Source organism: Micromonospora narathiwatensis, assembly GCF_900089605.1.
Taxonomy (GTDB): Bacteria; Actinomycetota; Actinomycetes; order Mycobacteriales; family Micromonosporaceae; genus Micromonospora; species Micromonospora narathiwatensis.
The window spans coordinates 660,575-677,139 of sequence record NZ_LT594324.1; the positions used below are offsets into that span (position 1 = coordinate 660,575).

Consider the following 16,565-nt stretch of genomic DNA (forward strand, 5'->3'; position numbering starts at 1 on the left):
TTCCGCACACCGAAAGACCGCCCCGCCGAAGGCGGCGGGGCGGTCCGGAGGTGAGGGTGGATCAGGCGGTGGGGGACAGCGGCGAGCCGTCCGGCGCGACCGCGTCGGCGCCGCGCGGGGCCGGCGCGGTCCAGCCCGGTCCGAGCTGCCGGCGGGCGGCGTCGAGGAACGCCTCGGCGTACGACTCGGCGGGGAAGTCGCCCAGGTAGCGGGTACGGGTGACCCAGCGGGCCGCCGCCTTCGGATCGGTGTCCAGCAGCTCGGTCAGCACCTCGTCCACGTTGGACATGTCCCGGCGCAGCACGTAACCCGAGCCGGCGAGGGGGAACCGCTCGACGAAGTGCTCGCCGTCGGCGCCCATGTCGGTGACCGCGTACGGCTTGCCGGAGTAGAGCCAGTCGGAGATCACTCCGGAGACGTCCGAGACCAGCACGTCGGCGCGGTTGACGCACTCGGTCAGGGTCAGCTCCCGGGTGGCCGCCGGGCCCCACAGGTGCGCCCGGCCGGTCCTCGCCCGGTCCGCGGCGAGCAGCTCGGTGAGCCGGGCCAGTTGCCGGGCCGACGCCGGGTTCTGCGCGGTGTACGGGTGGTGCCGCAGGATCACCGTGGCACCCCGGTCCAGCAGCCGGCGGAGCACCGTCTCGGCGACCGGCAGCGAGCAGTAGTTCGCGTCGGCGTGGTGCCCCGTCCAGGTGGGGGTGTACAGCACGGTCGGCTGCGCCGGGCCGGGGGTCGGCTCCCGGCGTACCTCGATCGCCTCGACCTGGGGGCGGCCGACCACGACGAACTTCTCGGCGGGGATCTCCACGCCGGCCCGGGCGTACCGGTCGATCGCCGCCTGGCCGGCCACGAAGATCTTGTCGAAGATCGCCGAGACCGGGTTGGCGCTCGGCGCCTTGTCGCTGTCGCCGTGGTGCAGCTGCACGTGGGTGAGCTGCGAGAAGCGGACGCAGTGGCTGTTCTTCGCGCCGTGGTTGACGTAGAAGGCCGCCCGCAGGCTGGGCACCAGCGCCTCGTCCATGGCCTTGAGCGTCGGGCAGAAGACCACCGGCGCGCGGGTCGCGGCGGCGACGGTCGGCAGGAACTCCGGCTCGCGCAGCAGGACCAGGAACGGCCGGCCGATCCGCTCCAGGTACGGCAGCCACATGGTGACCTGGTATTCCGAGCCGGGCGGGGCGGAGAAGTAGAGCACGAACTCGGGCTGGTGCCGGCGCAGCGCCCGGCCCACCGGACCGCCCCCGGCCGGCGGCCGGAAGCGACGCCGGGCCAGGTCGAGCCCGACCGCGCCGCAGCCCGCGCCGACCAGCAGGGCGGCGGCCAGCGCCACCCAGCCGGGCAGGGCGAGGCCGGCAGCCACCGCCACCAGGGCGAGCAGCGCCAGCAGCGCGTCGCCGAGCCGGGCGGCGACCAGCGGGGTCCACGAGCGGACCGGCAGGTTGGCCGCGCGGATCTCCAGCGCGCCGGCGTCGCGCAACGGCCCCACCAGCAGCACCAGGCCGAGCAGCACCAGCGCGGTCGCGGCCAGCGCCGGGTCGAAGCCGGCGTCGAGCCGGCGGGCGTACCCGACCAGGATCCCGGCGGCCACGAGCACCGACTCGGCGGCACCGTCGGCGCTCGGCCGCACCCGGCGTTCCCAGCCGACGGCGGCGAGGGCGGCGACCGCGATCGCCAGCCCCCAACCGGTCGCCCCGGTGAGCGCCACCATGAGGAAGGCCAGCACCGCCAGCCCGGTGGTCAGCACCCGGGCGAGCAGCTTCCGGACCAGGTCACCACGCATCTGGATCGTCCCGTCCCGTTGCTCGGCCGGTCAGGCGCCGACGCCCGTGCGCAGCTGCTCCGACGACTCCGGCTCGGCGCGACCGGCGCCGCGCCGCGACCCGGAACCGTCGTCCGACGGGTGCGCGCCGGGCTGCAGGGGCACCGTGGCCGGCTCGCCGGGTGCCCGGCGGACGTCGATGACCTGGCCGGTCAGGTCGGAGACGAGAACGTCCAGGGAAGCCTGCGCGACGGCCTCGGCGGAGAGCAGGGTGTGCTCCGGCTCCTCGCCGAACGCCCTGGTGCGCATCGGGGTGGCGGTGCGCTCCGGGTTGACGCAGTTGACCCGTACGCCGAACTCGGCCCACTCGTCGGCGAGCGCCTGGGTCAGGTTGACCAGCGCGGCCTTGGTGGCCGAGTAGAGCGCGTACCGGGCCCGGCCCCGGGTGTACGAGCTGGACGTGTAGAGCAGCAGCTGGCCCTTGGTCTGCTGGAGGTACGGCAGCGACTGTCGGGCGATGGTGACCGGGCCGACGAAGTTGACGTGCAGGAGCCGGTCCATCGTCTCCTGGTCCATCTCCGCGAGGGCGCCCCGCTCCAGGATGCCGGCGGTGACCACCACGTGGTCGATCCGGCCGGTCGACTCGAAGGCGGTCCGCAGCGCGGCGGCCACGTCCTCGGCCCGCTCGACGTGGGTGCCGGTGGTGGAGCGGCTGAACGGGAAGACCTGGGCGCCGTACCCGCGGGCCAGCTCGGTCAGGTCGTGGCCGATGCCGTAGCTGCCGCCGAAGACCACGATGGTCCGGCCGGTCAGCTCCTCGGTGTAGCCGCGGTGGTCGGTCAGCCGGGGCGCCTGGGCGGCGGCGAGCTGGAAGAGCTTGTCCGCCAGGTGCACGTCGACCGGGTGGGTGACCTTGATGTTCTCGTCCGAACCGTCGATCACCTTGATCGGCGTGCCGGGCAGGTAGCGCAGCACCACCCCGCAGTCGTCGGTGGCGGCGAAGTCCGGGTCGTCCTCGGCCAGCCGGTACGCCTCGCGGATGGTGCCGGAGCGGAACGCCTGCGGGGTCTGGCCCCGGCGCAGGGTGGAGCGGACCGGGATGTCGGTGATGCAGTCTTCCTCGTCCACCTGGATGATCGTGTCGGCCGACGGGATCGCCACGTCGACCGCCGAGTACGTCCACAGCGCGTTCACGCACTCACGCACGATCCGGGCGCTGACCAGCGGGCGGACCGCGTCGTGGAAGAGGATGTTGACGTCGCCCCCGCCGATCGCGTCGAGCGCGAGCCGGGTGGTGGCGTTGCGGGTGTCACCGCCCTCGATCACCCGGGTCACCTTGCGGAGCCCGGCGTTGGCGACGATCCGCTGGGCCTCGGCCAGGTGCCCGGCGGCCATCAGCACGATGATCTCGTCGATCTCGGGCGCGGCCTCGAAGACGGCCAGCGTGTGCTCGATGATCGGCTTGCCGGCGATCTTGAGCAGTTGCTTCGGGATGCCCAGCCCGAGGCGTTCCCCGGTCCCCCCGGCGAGGATCACGGCCACCGTACGCGTGGGGCGCCAGGGTGCCGGGCTGGCCGGCAGGGCGTCCGGTGCGGCGGTGCGGTCCTGCGTCATTGCGCTTCCTCACTCTGCGGGGATGGGGGGTTTACGCCCCGGTGACCGGGTGACGAATTTTGGCCGGGGTCGGGGTAAACAGTAACGCGTACGACGGAGCGCACCGACCCGGCGGGAACCCGGGACGGTGCGCTCCCGTCCGGCTACTTCTGGCTCTCGTACGCCTTGCAGACCTCGTCGGTGGGACCGTCCATCTTCAGGACGCCCCCCTCCAGCCAGATGGTCCGCTCGCAGGTGTCCCGGATCGAGCTGATCGAGTGGCTCACCAGGAACACGGTGCCGGCGCTCTCGCGCAGCTCGCGTACCCGCTGCTCGCTGCGGGCCCGGAACTTGCGGTCACCGGTCGCGAGGGCCTCGTCGATGAGCAGCACGTCGTGCTTCTTGGCCGCGGCGATGGCGAAGCGCAGCCGGGCGCCCATGCCCGAGGAGTAGGTGCGCATCGGCAACGAGGCGAAGTCGCCCCGCTCGTTGATTCCGGAGAACTCGATGATCTCCGGGGCCAGCCGCTTGACCTCCTCCGGCGGCATGCCCATGGCCAGGCAGCCGAGCACCACGTTGCGCTCACCGGAGAGGTCGTTGAGCAGGGCCGCGTTCACACCGAGCAGCGAGGGCTGACCCATGGTGTAGACGGCGCCCCGGGCGGGCGGGAGCAGCCCGGCGATGGCCCGCAGCAGGGTCGACTTGCCGGAGCCGTTGCTGCCGATCAGCCCGACCGCCTCACCCTGGTACGCGGTGAAGCTCACCCCCTTGACCGCGTGCACCTCGCGGATGTTCGGCGCGTTGTTGCGGGTCACGATGCGCTTGAGGGCGGAGACCGGGCTGGTGCCGCTGGTGGCGCCCTTGTGGATCCGGTAGATCACGTGGACGTCGTCCACCACGACGGTGGGGACTCGCCCCGAGTCGACGACGGCGGTGCTCGCCGCCGGTTGGGTCTGCTCAGCCACGGCCGTACTCCTCTTCTCCGCGCCAGAAGTAGACGAACCCGCCCACGCCCATCACGACGGCCCAGGCCAGGGCCATGAACCACAGCCGCGTCGGCGAGGTCACCAGGTTCGCCTGGTTGGACTCGAGCAGCGAGTACCGGGCCAGCTCGATGAAGACCAGCGGCGGGTTCCACTCCAGCACGTTCGCCGCCCAGTGCGGCAGGTGCTGCCGGAACAGCGCGACCGGGTAGAGCACGCCGGAGGCGTACAGCCAGGTCCGCATCACGAACGGCATGACCTGACGCAGGTCGGTGACCTTCGAGCCGAGCCGGGCCATCACCATGGTCAACCCGATGTTGAAGATCGTCTGGAGCAGCAGCATGGGCGCGATCAGCAGCCAGCGGAAGGTCAGCGGCTCGCCGGTCGCCAGCACGATGACCGCCAGCACCGCCATCGACATGAGCAGCTGCTGCAACTGCACCAGGGTGACGGTGATCGGCAGCGCGGCCCGGGGGAACTGCAGGGCCCGGATCAGGCCCAGGTTGCCGGTGATCGCGTTGGTGCCGTTCTGCACGGCGGTCTGGGTGAACATGAAGATGAACACGCCGGTGCAGAGGTAGGCGATGAAGTTCGTCATGTTCCGGTTCGTCGCCACGATCACGCCGAAGATCAGGTAGTAGACCGCCGCGTTGGTGAGCGGGGTCAGCACCTGCCACAGTTGCCCGAGCTGGGTGTTGCTGAGCGCCGAGGCGGCCTTCGCCCGGGAGTAGGTGGTGATGAAGTGCCGGTACGCCCACAGCCGGCGGGCGTACTCGCGCAGGGGCGGGCGTTCTCCGGCGACCCGCAGCCCGTATCGCTGGGCGAGCTGGGCCCGGGTCAGCCCGGTTTCGGGGTCGGCCACCGCGGTGTTGGCCATGGTCTGGCGCTCCGATCTTTCGTGCCGATGGGGAGCAGTGGGGATGAGTCGCGGTGCTGAAATACGGTGCTCGGGATTCAGCGCGGCCGAGCGGGGAGGGGGCCTCGCTGTTGCGTGGAAGGTAGTCCAAAACACGTCGGGACGCAACCGTATCGTCGTTGCGCTACATTGTTCCACGTGACGACCGAGAAGAGGCGTGCCCCGGCCGGGGCGGCAGTGCTGCGCGGGGAGATCACCACGGCCATCCGGGCCGCCGTCATGCAGGAGTTGGCCGAGGTCGGCTACGGTCGCCTCTCCATCGAGGCGGTCGCCCGGCGGGCCGGGGTCAGCAAGACCGCGATCTATCGCCGTTGGCGTTCGAAACTTGACCTGGTGCTGGACATGGTCACCGCCGTGGCGGGGCGCAACCTGCCCCTGCTGGACACCGGCAGCCTCCTCGGCGACCTGGAGATCCTGTTGCACGTGATGGCCCGTGCGCTGCAACACCGGCTGGCCTCGCAGATCATCCCGGACCTGCTCGCCGAGGCCGCCCGCAACCCGCAGATCGCCGAGAAGCTCCAGGCGGCCCTCGACGACTACCAGCAGGCCGTCGGCCGGATCCTGATCGGGCGGGCGGTCGAGCGCGGGGAGTTGTCGCCGGACACCGACCGGCGCGCCGCGGTCGACCTGATCGTCGGCCCGGTCTACTGGCGGATGGCCATCTCCCGAGCTCCGCTGGAGGCCGAGGAGGTGCCCCGGCTGGCGTCGGCGATCGTCGCGGCGCTGCGAGTAGCATGCTTGGGGCCCGTCCGGGATGAGGTGGAAGTTTGACCCCGGACGCCGTTGGCCCCGATCCGACAGTCGATCATGAACAGCAGGACACATCCCGTCGGACATTCGTTACGAGCGGGTTGTTTTTCGTGAAAACCGCTACCATCGCCCCGATCCCCCGATCCCCCCAAACGGAACACCGTGTCGACAGGAGGAAGCCCCATGGTTGGGCCGCACCCAGAGTTCATTCCCCCAGCCCGACCGATCATCGGTGAGGCCGAGATCGAGGCGGCTGTCCGGGTGCTGCGGAGCGGCCGGGTCGTGCAGGGCCCGGAGGTCGCCGCGTTCGAGGAGGAGTTCGGCGAGCTGGTCGCCGGCCGGCACTGCGTCGCCGTCAACTCCGGCACCTCCGCGCTGCAGCTCACCCTGATGGCGCTCGGCTTCGGCCCGGGCGACGAGGTCATCGTCCCGTCGTTCTCGTTCGCGGCCAGCGCGAACGCGGTCCGGCTGGTCGGCGCCGAGCCGGTCTTCGTGGACATCGAGCCGGGCAGCTTCTGCGTCGACCCGGAGGCGGTCGCCGCCGCGGTCACCCCGCGGACCGTCGCCATCATGCCGGTGCACCTCTACGGCCACCCGGCCGCGATGGACAAGATCATGGCCATCGCCGAGCGGCACGGCCTGGCCGTCGTCGAGGACGCCGCCCAGGCCCACGGCGCCACCCTGCACGGCACCCCGGTCGGCGCGTTCGGCACCGCCGGCTGCTTCAGCTTCTACCCGACGAAGAACATGCACGCCCTGGAGGGCGGCATGGTCACCACCGCCGACCCCGAGCTGGCCCGGACCCTGCGCCTGCTGCGCAACCAGGGCATGGAGCAGCGGTACGCCAACGAGATCGTCGGCGCCAACATGCGGATGACCGACGTGGCCGCCGCGATCGGCCGGGTGCAGCTCACCCAGCTCGCCGAGTGGACCGAGCAGCGCCGGGCCAACGCCAAGTTCCTCGACTCCACCATCACCGGCCTGGTCACCCCGCCGGTGGCCGACGGCGCCCGGCACGTCTACCACCAGTACACGGTGCGGGCGACGGGCAACCGGGACGCCGCCATGACCCGCCTCACCGAGCTGGGCATCGGCAACGCCGTCTACTACCCGACCCCGATCCACCGGCTCAAGCCGTACCTCGCCGAGGACGGCACGCCGGGCCCGTGGGAGCTGCCGGAGACCGAGCGGGCCGCCGCCGAGGTGATCTCGCTCCCGGTGCACCCGTCGCTGAGCCAGGCCGACCTCGACCGGATCGCCGAGGGCGCCAACCTCGCCGGGGGTGCCCGATGACCGAGGGTCGCAAGCTGCGCGCCGGCCTGATCGGCCTGGGCGCGATGGGGCGTAACCACGGCCGGGTGCTGTCCAACCTGGACGGCGTCGAGCTGGTCGGCGTCGTCGACCCGGCCGGCGACGTCACCGGCGCGCTCCGCGCCCCGGTCGTCCCCGAGCTGGGCGACCTGCTGGCCATGGGCATCGACTACGCCGTGGTCGCCTGCCCGACCGCGCTGCACGAGCGGATCGGCCTGGAGCTGGCCGCCAACGGGGTGTGCGCGCTGATCGAGAAGCCGCTGGCCCAGTCGGTCGAGGCGGCCACCCGCCTGGTCGAGGCGTTCGAGTCCGCCGGGCTGGTCGCCGGTGTCGGCCACATCGAGCGCTACAACCCGGCCCTGCAGAGCCTGCGTACCCGGCTGGAGGCCGGCGAGCTGGGCGAGGTCTTCCAGGTCGTCACCCGGCGCCAGGGGCCGTTCCCGCACCGGATCGCCGACGTCGGCGTGGTGATGGACCTGGCCACCCACGACATCGACCTCACCGCCTGGGTGACCGGCCGGGAATACGCCTCGGTGGCCGCCCGGACGGTCTCCCGTAGCGGCCGGCTGCACGAGGACATGGTCGCCGTGGTCGGCCAGCTCTCCGACGGCACGATGGTCAACCACCTGGTCAACTGGCTGAGCCCGCTCAAGGAGCGGTCCACCGTGGTGACCGGCGACAAGGGCTGCTTCGTGGCCGACACGCTCACCGCCGACCTCACCTTCTACGCCAACGCCGCCATCGACACCGAGTGGGAGGCGCTGCGCGCGTTCCGCGGGGTGGCCGAGGGCGACATGGTCCGGTACGCGATCCCGAAGCGCGAGCCGCTGCTCGTCGAGCACGAGCGGTTCCGCGACGCGGTCGAGGGGAAGCAGAGCGACATCGTCACCCTGCGGCAGGGTCTGCGTACGGTGCAGGTCGCCGCGGGCCTCCTGGAGTCCGCGTCCGACGGCAAGGTCGTGTCGGTCGCACCCACCAGCAGCGATGCGGAGCCGGCGCTGCGATGAGCCCGGCGCCGGTGCGGCGGACGACGTCCGTGGCGAGGCCGCAGATCGCCCGGCGGCGGCGCGTCGCGCTCCGCCGGGCCGCCGCCGACGGGCGGCCCTCGGAACCCGCCTCGGTACGTGAGGTCTGCGCACTGCCCGCCAGCACGCCGCTGCTGGTGCACGCGGGTGGGATCGCGGCCGACCGGGCACTCGGCGCGATCGTCGACGCCCTGCCCCGGTTGCCGGCCTGCCACCTCGCCCTGGTCCACACCGACCGGGAACGGGCCGAGGTGCGGGACCTGGTGCGCCGGGCCGGCCCGGCGGCCGCCCGGGTGCACGAGGTGCCCCGCCCGCGCCGGCTCACGCCCGCGTTCCTCGCCCCGGCGGACCTGGCCGTGTACGGCTTCGAGGCCGTCGCGGACGACCGGCCGCTGGTGCCGGCCGTCCTCGACGCGTACCGGGAGGCCGGTCTGCCCGTCGTGGCGGGCGAGGCGCGGGCGGTGCGGGAGCACCTCGCCGGCCGCGGCCCGGCCGAGTTCTTCGCCCCCGGTTCGGTGACCTCGTTCGTCGCGGCCGTGGAGCGGGCGCGGGAACGCGTACCCGAAGCGCCGGAGACGGCGCAGGTCCCGCCGGTCGAGGCCGGCGCTCCGGGCTCGTGGCGCCCGCTCGGCACGGGACCGGTCCGGCTCGGCCTCGGCACCGCGAACTACGCCGGCCAGCTCTCCGCCCTGGCCACCGCGATCAGCGCCGCCCGGCCCGACGTGGGGGTGGAGCTGGTGGTCGCCAAGCCACCGGCCTCGTACCGGTATCCGGCGGACCGTTACCTCCACTTCCCGGCCGAGCACCACCTCGACGTGCAACTGGACCAGGCCCGCCGGGTGCTCGCCGGCTACACCCACCTGATCGTCGACGCCTTCCGGCCGGTGCTCGGCCGGCTCAACGGCGACGACATCGCCGCCGACCTGCCGGCGCTGCGGCGGGCCGGGATCAAGGTGGCGCTGCTGGCGCACGGCAGCGAGATCCGCCACCCGGGCGCGCACCTGCGACGGCACGCCGAGTCCGCGTTCCGGGACGCCCCGGAGGAACTGCGCGACCGGCTCACCGCGGTGGCCGAGCGGAACCGGCGCACCGCGGAGGAGAGCGGCCTGCCGCTCTTCGTGACCACCCCCGACCTGCTGGCCGACGTGCCCTTCGCCACATGGGCGCCGCTGGTGATCGACGTCGACGCATGGGCCGGCGACCGGCCTGTGCTGGAACGGTCCCGCCCGGTGGTGCTGCACGCCCCGACGAGCCGCTGGACGAAGGGCACCGACCGGCTCCTGCCCCGGTTGCGGGAGCTGCACGACCGACGGATCATCGAACTGCGACTCGTGGAAGGGCTGCCGTACGACGAAATGGTCCACCTGGTGCGGGACGCCGACATTGTCGTCGACCAGCTCGTGATGGGCACGTACGGCACGTTCTCCTGCGAGGGGATGGCCGCCGGGAAGGTGGTCGTGGCGTACCTCGACGAGAGCGTGCACCACGCCGTCGGCGTCCGTCCCCCGATCGCCTCCGCGACGCCCACCACCATCGGCAACACGATCGAGTCACTGCTCGACGACCGTCACGCGGCGACCGTCCTCGCCGCGGCGGGACCCCGTTACGTCCGGGAACACCACGACGGCCGGCACACCGCCGCGGCCTTCGACGTGTTCCTCCGGTGACCGACCGCCGGTCGTCCACGGACGACCGGCGGCCGGAATCCGGTTCGCCCGTGCAAGACCCGTCAAACGAGGAGAAGGCACCCGATGCAAGCTGCCCCGCGTACCGACGCCCGACCGACCCGGGGGCGGGTGGTGATGTTGGTCGACAACGGAGTCCACGGCGACTCCCGGGTGCAGAAGGCCGCCCGGTCCGCCGCCGAGGCCGGCTGGGAGGTGATCCTGGTCGGCATCCTGAAGGGCAACGCCACGGAGGAGAACTGGCGAATCGGCGACGCGGATGTCCAACTGATCAGGGTGTCCCGGCGGCTTCAGCACCCGGTCGCCTACCGTCGCGCCCTGCTGCGCCGCCCGTTGGCGTACAAGCCGGGCTCCCAGGGCAAGCGGAAGCTGAACAAGCTCAAGGCCCGGCGGGACGACCTGAACTTCCGGCTCTCCGAGATCAAGGTCGCGCGGAGCCAGGGCGGGCCGCGCTGGCCGGAGCTGGCCGGCAAGGCCCGGCTGGCCCTGCCGTACTTCGTCAACAAGGCGAAGTTCCAGTGGGTCAAGTTCCGCTACGCGGAGCTGAAGCGCCTCCAGGCGCACCAGCAGGACCCGAACTCCTGGATCGACCGGACCGCCCTGCGGTTCTGGCAGCGACTCCACGGCGACCGGGCCTGGCGCCGCCTGGACCCGGAGCTGTGGGACTTCGAGCTGGCCTTCGCCCCGGTGGTGGACGAGTTGGAGCCGGACCTCATCCACGCACACGACTTCCGGATGCTCGGCGTGGGCGCGCGTGCCGCCATGCGGGCCCGCGCCGGTGGGCGTGACGTCAAGCTGGTCTGGGACGCCCACGAGTTCGTGCCCGGCATCATCGGCCGGCCGGGGAACCAGCGCTGGCTGCCCGCGCAGATCGCGTACGTGCGGGAGCACGCGCCGTACGCCGACGGCGTCGTCACCGTCTCCGCCACCCTGGCCGACCTGCTCCGGGAGACGCACGACCTGCCCGAGCAGCCGGCGGTGGTGCTGAACGCCCCGCCTGCGGCGCTCACCCCGGAGCAGCGGGCCCGGCCGGTGCCGGACATCCGGGCGCGCTGCGGCATCGACGCGACCACGCCGCTGCTGGTCTACTGCGGCGGCATCAACCCCTCGCGCGGGGTGGACATCATGATCCGGGGCCTGACCGAGTTGCCCGACGCGCACGTCGCGCTGGTCTCGGTGCACCCCAACGGCAAGGTGCCGATCATGTACGAGCTGGAGGAACTCGCCGCCGAGCTGGGCGTGGCCGACCGGGTGCACCTGCTGCCGTACGTGCCGCACTGGCAGGTGTCCGCCTTCGTGGCCCCCGCCGACCTCGGCGTCATCCCGATCCACCACAAGCCGAACCACGAGCTGGCGCTGATCACCAAGTTCTTCGAGTACGCGCACGGCCGGCTGCCGATGGTGGTGAGCGACGTCAAGACCATGGCGGAGGCGACGCGAGCCACCGGCCAGGGTGAGGTCTTCCGGGCCGAGGACCTGGACGACTACCTGCGGGCCGTACGCGCGGTGCTGGCCGACCCGCAGCGGTACCGGGCGGCGTACGACCGGCCGGGCGTGCTGGACCAGTGGACGTGGGAGGCGCAGGCACGGGTGATGGACGAGGTCTACACCCGCCTGCTGCCGCACCACCCGAAGGCGCCGGCGTCGCCGGAGGCCGCCCCGGCCGTCCCGGCGCAGCGGTCCGTCATGCCGGTGCGCTGACCGGCGGAGACGACGAAGGGGCCCGGCCGATCGGCCGGGCCCCTTCTCGCTGTGTGCCCGCGTCGCGGCGGACGGCTCAGCCGTCCAGCAGCAGCCGGTCGAAACCGGACTGGGTGACCGTCCAGTCCCAGGTCTTGAGCGCGTGCTCGGACGCGACCTGACCGGTCTCCCGCCACCGCTCCTCGGTGGCGGTGGCGTCCAGGATCCGCTCCGCCGCCTCCTCGGGGGTGGCGACCACCCAGTCGGCGGGGAAGAGGGTACGGGCGCCGTGCGGCTTGCCGGCGAAGAACGGCCAGTCCCGCACCACCGGCACCGCCCCGCTGGCCGCACCCTCCACCAGACCACAGTGGAAGCTCTCCCGTACGGAGGTGCTGAGGATGACGCCCACCTCCTGGAGCGCGGCCGGGACGTCGTCGGTCTGCCCGTACCGCCGCACCGCGTCGAGCGGCTCCAGCTCGGCCAGGTCCTTGCTGAGCAGCTTGCCGTAGTCCTTCGCCGGCTTGCTGGTGCGGTTGTTGAAGTTGCTGCCGATGAGCGTCAGCCGGTACCGCTCGTCCCGCTCGCGCAGCCGGCGCAGCACGTCGATCGCCCAGCGCGGGTCCTTCGCCACCGAGCTGAACCCGACCATGCCCAGGTTGAAGCGGGCGTCCGCCGACTTCACCCGGGGGTAGCGCTGGAGGTCCATCGCGTTGTCGATGACCCAGAGGCGGGGACCGCCGGGCTCGGCGAGCTGCGGCAGCACCGCCGTGGAGAGGTCCTGCAGGTGCTCGGAGACGAAGACGACGTCGTCCACCCGGGAGAAGTCCACCAGGTGCGGCCAGAAGTTGAACGCCTCGAAACTGTGCAGCCGGACGATGATCCGGGCGGTGCCGGGGTCGTGCAGGGTGAACAGCGCCGCGGTGGCCTGGCACCAGTCGACGAAGACGGTGTCCGCCCAGTCCAGGTGCGGCCGCAGCCACTCCTCGATCTTGGCGCCGTACGACGACTCGCCCGCCAGCAGATGTTCGATCACGGCGCTGCCGCTGAGGGCCAGCGGGCGGGTCACCGGGTCCTCGTGGAGATCCAGGAAGCGGACCTCCACGTTCGGCATCGCCCGGTACCGCTCCAGGATCTCCGGCAGGAAGTTGTCGTTGATCAGCGTGGTGACCAGCAGGCGCAGCGGCCGGTCGGTGGGCGCCGGCGCGGCCGGGGCGAGCCGGCACCGCGGCCCGGACAGCTTCCGCGCCGCCGCGCTGGCCCGGAACGGCGCCAGGAAGGCACCCGGGTCCTCGCTCATCGGCGAGGTGAGCCGGTCGAAGTGCAGCACCCGGTTGGACGACAGGCTCCACGCCTTGGAGACCGCCGCCGCGGACTGCGTGGGGTTCTTGGACACCAGGCTGTCCGCCAGCGCCAACTGGGCCCGGATCGCGTCGTGCAGGCCGGTCGGAACGTGGCCGAGGGCCAGCTCGGACTGCGCCGCCTGGGTCAGCACGTCCGCGCGGGTGCCGGCGCTGCTGATCCGGTTCACCGCGGCGGAGGCGGCGCGGGCGGCGACGGCCGGGCGGCCGGCGCGTACCGCGCTGTCGTGCAGCCGGACGGCGAGCTTGCTGCGGAACCGGTCCGGCACGCGGGGAGCCGCCACCGCCCGGGTCCAGAACCAGGCGCCGGCCGGGTTGCTCATCACCGTCTGGCCGGTGGCCTTCCGGAGCGTGGTCCGCACGGTCTGTACCGCCGCCCGCTTGGCCCCCCGGGCACCGATGCCGGCGGCCGCCGCCATCTGCCGCTCCAGCCGCTTGCCCACCGGCTCGGTCCGGGCCGAGTCGAGGGCCCGCAGCGCGGGCACGAGGCCGTAGTGGGCGCCGGCCCGGGTGTTGCGCTGCGCCATCTCCCACACCGTGTGCACCGTGCGGGCGTCGAGAGCCACCAGCAGGTCGGCCTTCCGGTAGCGCTGCCGCAGCCAGGCGTTACGCCGCGCGTGCAGCCACAGCTTCCGGTTGGCCTGCGCCCGGCCGAGCGCCTTGCGGAACCGGGCGTCCCGCTTCTCGACGGGTACGGCGAAGGTGCGGACGTCCGCCAGCGCCGGGTCGATCGGCAGCTCCGCGCTGTCGAAGAAGCAGGCCACGGTGACGGTGGCACCCCGGTCGCGGAAGCGCTCCAGCGCCTCGACCAGGACGGCCGGCTGCTTCGGTGCGGCACTGGCCACGATGAGCACGGTGGTCACGGTTGGACATCTCCCGTCGAAACGGCCGCGGCCGGGGTGGAAACGCCGGCCGCGGCCGGCCGGGCGAGCTCGGTGAGGTGCCGGACGGCCGGGGCGAGCACGGCCGGCCGGGCGAACCGGCGGGCCAACTCGCGCGCGGCGGCCCGGTCCGCGTCGGTCGCCTTGACGGCCATCCGGGCCGCCTCCGAGAAGGAGTCGGCGAGACGGTGTGGATCCAGGCCGACCGCCCCGGTCCAGAGCGGGTGCCCGGCCAGGACGTTCGCCGCGTCGTGGTCGACGTCGTGCGCGGAGAGCACGGGCAGCCCGCTGGCCATGAACTCGTACACCTTGCCGGAGGTCACGAAGCGACCGCCGACCAGCATCAGGACCAGCGCGTCCCACGAGCCGTACGTGGCCGACAGGGCCGCCTTCGGCACCGGCCCGCCGAAGGTGACGCCGTCGACGGCGGCCTCCTTGAGCAGGTCCATGTGCCGGTTGGCCTCCCGTGCCGGACCGGCGCCGATGTGGCCCCGCACCTCGAACCGGGAGCGGGCCACGACCGGGTCGTCCCGTCGCGCGATCCGCCAGCCCTCGAGCACCGACTCGAGGAACGCCGGCGTGAAGTTGACCGAGCCGAGGTAGCCGAAGGTCAGCCCGGCGACCGGGTCCGGCGACCGGCCCGCCACGTCGGGCAGGCTGTCCTCGTCGTAGCCGTTGCGCACGACGTGCACCCGCTCGGCGAGTTGCGGATAGCGCTCGCGGTAGAAGTCGGCGATCGGGTCGTTGACGCACCAGACGGCGAGGGCGTGCTCGAGGACCTTGGACTCCCAGCGGCCGGAGACCGAGTCCCGGGTGAACGCCTCGCCGCCACCGATCACGTCCAGCGACCAGCCGTCCCGGAAGTCGACCGCGTACGGGACCTTGTACTCCTCCCAGAGCTTCCAGGTGGCGGCCAGGTTCACGTACGGGGCGCAGGAGGCGAGCAGCAGGTCGGCCGGGTGCTCGCGGTGCACCCGCAGCACCGCCCGCTCCAGGTCGTAGCGCCAGCCGCCGAAGACCGGCTCGGGGAAAGCCCGCTGCTCGCGTTGCCGCAGCCGCTTGATCCACCCAGCCGGGTCGAGCGTGCGCTCCTCGGAGAAGGCCCGGATGTCGGTCTCCAGGTCCTGCCGGATCAGCGGCAGTTCGACCACCTTGACCCGCGGGTCGACCTTCTCCGAGAGGGTGTGGTCCAGGCCGTACTCCCGCTCCCATGCCTCCTGGCAGATGGTGATGACGGTGATGTCCCAGCCCATGGCGACGAACTGGTTCGCCGTCTCGCGCAGCCGGTACGCGCTGCTCTTCGCCGCGGGCGGGAAGCCGATGGCCAGGTAGATGGCGTGCGGCCGTTGCCCGCCGCCGGACCGGGGGAGTGGGACAACTCGATTGCTCATCGCGGATGACCGATCGTGAGGAGGGGACGCGCCGTCATGCCAGGTGCCGTCGCAGCGTCTCGGCGACCCGGTGGGCCGCCCGGCCGTCGCCGTACGGGGTGCCTCGGGGAGCCTCCGGGGCGGGACGGGTCGCCGTGGCCGCCCACTCTCCGCCCAGCTCGCGCGGGTCCGGAACCAGCACGTTCCACCCGCCCTCGAGGGTCTCCACCCACTCCGTCTCGGTGCGCAGCGTGGTGCACGGGCGGTCGAGCAGGTATGCCTCCTTCTGGAGGCCGCCCGAGTCGGTGACCACGCCGACGGAGCCGAGCACCGCCGCCACCATGCCGGCGTAGGGCAGCGGACGGCCGGCGTGCAGCGCCCCCCGGGACAGCTTCAGGCCGTGCTCCTCGGCGCGGGCGAGCAGTCGGGGGTGGGCCAGCAGCGCGACCGGCACCGGCAGGTCGGCCAGCGCGTCGAGCAGCGCCCCGAGCCGCCGCGGGTCGTCCGTGTTCTCCGCGCGGTGCAGGGTGGCCAGCAGGTACGGCGCGTCCGGGTCGATCCCCTCGGGCAGGGCCGGCCGAGGCCGGCCGCCACGGGTCACGTCGTCCCGGACCCGCAGGCAGACGTCCACCATGACGTCGCCGACCAGGACCGACCGGGCAGCCAGGCCCTCCGTCGCGAGGTGCCGCATCGCCTCCTCGGTGGGGGCGAGCAGCAGGTCGGCGGCGTGGTCGGTGAGCACCCGGTTGTGCTCCTCCGGCATCCGCCGGTTGAACGAGCGCAGCCCGGCCTCCAGGTGGGCCACCGGCAGGTGCTGCTTCACCGCCGACAGGGTCCCCGCCAGCGTGGAGTTGGTGTCGCCGTAGACCAGGACCCAGTCCGGGCGCTCGGCGGCGAGCACCGGGTCCAGCGCGGCCAGGGTGTTGCCCGTCTGCACGCCGTGGCTGCCGGAGCCGATGCCCAGGTGCACGTCCGGGTCGGGGATGCCGAGCCCGGAGAAGAAGACGTCGGACAGGTCGGCGTCGTAGTGCTGCCCGGTGTGCACGATCACGTGCTCGCACCCGTCCTCGGCGAACGCGGCCGCGATGGGTGCCAGCTTCACCAACTGCGGTCGGGCGCCGACGATGCTGACGACCTTCACTACCTGACTCCTCGGTATCGGTTACCGGACCACGGACGGATCTGGCGCTGCCGCCTGCGGCACGGGCCGAAGGCGGTGCTCGCCCCGACCGACCGAGAGTGGTCCCGGCCGGAACG

General features: G+C 72.8%; 12 protein-coding genes. 5 read left to right on the forward strand and 7 right to left on the reverse strand.

Annotation, left to right across the window (positions count from 1 at the left end):
- Positions 1 to 61 precede the first annotated feature (61 nt).
- The 4 genes from GA0070621_RS03010 to GA0070621_RS03025 all read right to left on the reverse strand — a co-directional run bounded on the left by GA0070621_RS03010 (position 62) and on the right by GA0070621_RS03025 (position 5,209).
- Positions 62 to 1,777 carry a CDP-glycerol glycerophosphotransferase family protein gene (locus GA0070621_RS03010; RefSeq protein WP_091191389.1) on the reverse strand — a complete coding sequence of 572 codons (1,716 nt, stop codon included), beginning with the start codon at positions 1,775 to 1,777 and terminating at the stop codon, positions 62 to 64.
- Positions 1,778 to 1,807: 30 nt separating this feature from the next.
- Positions 1,808 to 3,370: a bifunctional cytidylyltransferase/SDR family oxidoreductase gene (locus GA0070621_RS03015; protein WP_091191391.1), complete on the reverse strand. Its 1,563-nt coding sequence runs from the start codon at positions 3,368 to 3,370 to the stop codon at positions 1,808 to 1,810.
- A 143-nt stretch (positions 3,371 to 3,513) separates the two neighbouring features.
- Positions 3,514 to 4,314, reverse strand: coding sequence for an ABC transporter ATP-binding protein (locus GA0070621_RS03020; RefSeq protein WP_091191393.1), 801 nt, complete (start codon positions 4,312 to 4,314; stop codon positions 3,514 to 3,516).
- On the reverse strand, positions 4,307 to 5,209 hold the full coding sequence (locus tag GA0070621_RS03025) for an ABC transporter permease (RefSeq protein ID WP_091191394.1): 903 nt from the start codon (positions 5,207 to 5,209) through the stop codon (positions 4,307 to 4,309). Before GA0070621_RS03025 ends, GA0070621_RS03020 begins: the two co-directional genes overlap by 8 nt.
- Positions 5,210 to 5,386: 177 nt before the next feature.
- Between GA0070621_RS03025 and GA0070621_RS03030 the strand changes: the two genes are divergently transcribed.
- The 5 genes from GA0070621_RS03030 (at position 5,387) to GA0070621_RS03050 (ending at position 11,720) form a co-directional block, all read left to right on the forward strand.
- Complete coding sequence (locus tag GA0070621_RS03030) at positions 5,387 to 6,019, forward strand: TetR/AcrR family transcriptional regulator (RefSeq protein WP_091191396.1); 633 nt, start codon at positions 5,387 to 5,389, stop codon at positions 6,017 to 6,019.
- Between the two features lie 162 nt (positions 6,020 to 6,181).
- Complete coding sequence (locus tag GA0070621_RS03035) at positions 6,182 to 7,291, forward strand: DegT/DnrJ/EryC1/StrS family aminotransferase (RefSeq protein ID WP_091191397.1); 1,110 nt, start codon at positions 6,182 to 6,184, stop codon at positions 7,289 to 7,291.
- On the forward strand, positions 7,288 to 8,316 hold the full coding sequence (locus GA0070621_RS03040) for a Gfo/Idh/MocA family protein (RefSeq protein ID WP_091191399.1): 1,029 nt from the start codon (positions 7,288 to 7,290) through the stop codon (positions 8,314 to 8,316). The genes GA0070621_RS03035 and GA0070621_RS03040 overlap by 4 nt, the downstream gene beginning before the upstream one ends.
- A 29-nt stretch (positions 8,317 to 8,345) precedes the next feature.
- A complete protein-coding gene (locus GA0070621_RS03045; protein WP_167666541.1) occupies positions 8,346 to 10,001 on the forward strand; it encodes a glycosyl transferase family 1 in 1,656 nt (551 codons plus the stop codon).
- A gap of 84 nt (positions 10,002 to 10,085) precedes the next feature.
- The gene (locus tag GA0070621_RS03050; RefSeq protein ID WP_167666542.1) at positions 10,086 to 11,720 is read left to right on the forward strand and encodes a glycosyltransferase family 4 protein; all 1,635 of its coding nucleotides are present in this window, start codon (positions 10,086 to 10,088) and stop codon (positions 11,718 to 11,720) included.
- Positions 11,721 to 11,796: 76 nt separating this feature from the next.
- Here GA0070621_RS03050 and GA0070621_RS03055 read toward each other — a convergent pair whose 3' ends face one another.
- The 3 genes from GA0070621_RS03055 to wecB are packed head-to-tail and all read right to left on the reverse strand — an operon-like array spanning position 11,797 to position 16,449.
- The gene (locus GA0070621_RS03055; protein WP_091191403.1) at positions 11,797 to 13,920 is read right to left on the reverse strand and encodes a glycosyltransferase; all 2,124 of its coding nucleotides are present in this window, start codon (positions 13,918 to 13,920) and stop codon (positions 11,797 to 11,799) included.
- A complete protein-coding gene (locus tag GA0070621_RS03060) occupies positions 13,917 to 15,329 on the reverse strand; it encodes a glycosyltransferase family protein (protein WP_091191404.1) in 1,413 nt (470 codons plus the stop codon). Before GA0070621_RS03060 ends, GA0070621_RS03055 begins: the two co-directional genes overlap by 4 nt.
- Positions 15,330 to 15,363: 34 nt before the next feature.
- Positions 15,364 to 16,449 carry a non-hydrolyzing UDP-N-acetylglucosamine 2-epimerase gene (wecB, locus tag GA0070621_RS03065; protein WP_091191406.1) on the reverse strand — a complete coding sequence of 362 codons (1,086 nt, stop codon included), beginning with the start codon at positions 16,447 to 16,449 and terminating at the stop codon, positions 15,364 to 15,366.
- Positions 16,450 to 16,565 lie beyond the last annotated feature (116 nt).

What these genes read in the sequence shown, in the direction of transcription:
- GA0070621_RS03010 (WP_091191389.1), bottom strand. Translation starts at nt 1,777, where the DNA reads ATGCGTGGTGACCTGGTCCGGAAGCTGCTCGCCCGGGTGCTGACCACC.
- GA0070621_RS03015 (WP_091191391.1), bottom strand. Translation starts at nt 3,370, where the DNA reads ATGACGCAGGACCGCACCGCCGCACCGGACGCCCTGCCGGCCAGCCCG.
- GA0070621_RS03025 (WP_091191394.1), bottom strand. Translation starts at nt 5,209, where the DNA reads ATGGCCAACACCGCGGTGGCCGACCCCGAAACCGGGCTGACCCGGGCC.
- GA0070621_RS03035 (WP_091191397.1), top strand. Translation starts at nt 6,182, where the DNA reads ATGGTTGGGCCGCACCCAGAGTTCATTCCCCCAGCCCGACCGATCATC.
- GA0070621_RS03040 (WP_091191399.1), top strand. Translation starts at nt 7,288, where the DNA reads ATGACCGAGGGTCGCAAGCTGCGCGCCGGCCTGATCGGCCTGGGCGCG.
- GA0070621_RS03050 (WP_167666542.1), top strand. Translation starts at nt 10,086, where the DNA reads ATGCAAGCTGCCCCGCGTACCGACGCCCGACCGACCCGGGGGCGGGTG.
- GA0070621_RS03060 (WP_091191404.1), bottom strand. Translation starts at nt 15,329, where the DNA reads ATGAGCAATCGAGTTGTCCCACTCCCCCGGTCCGGCGGCGGGCAACGG.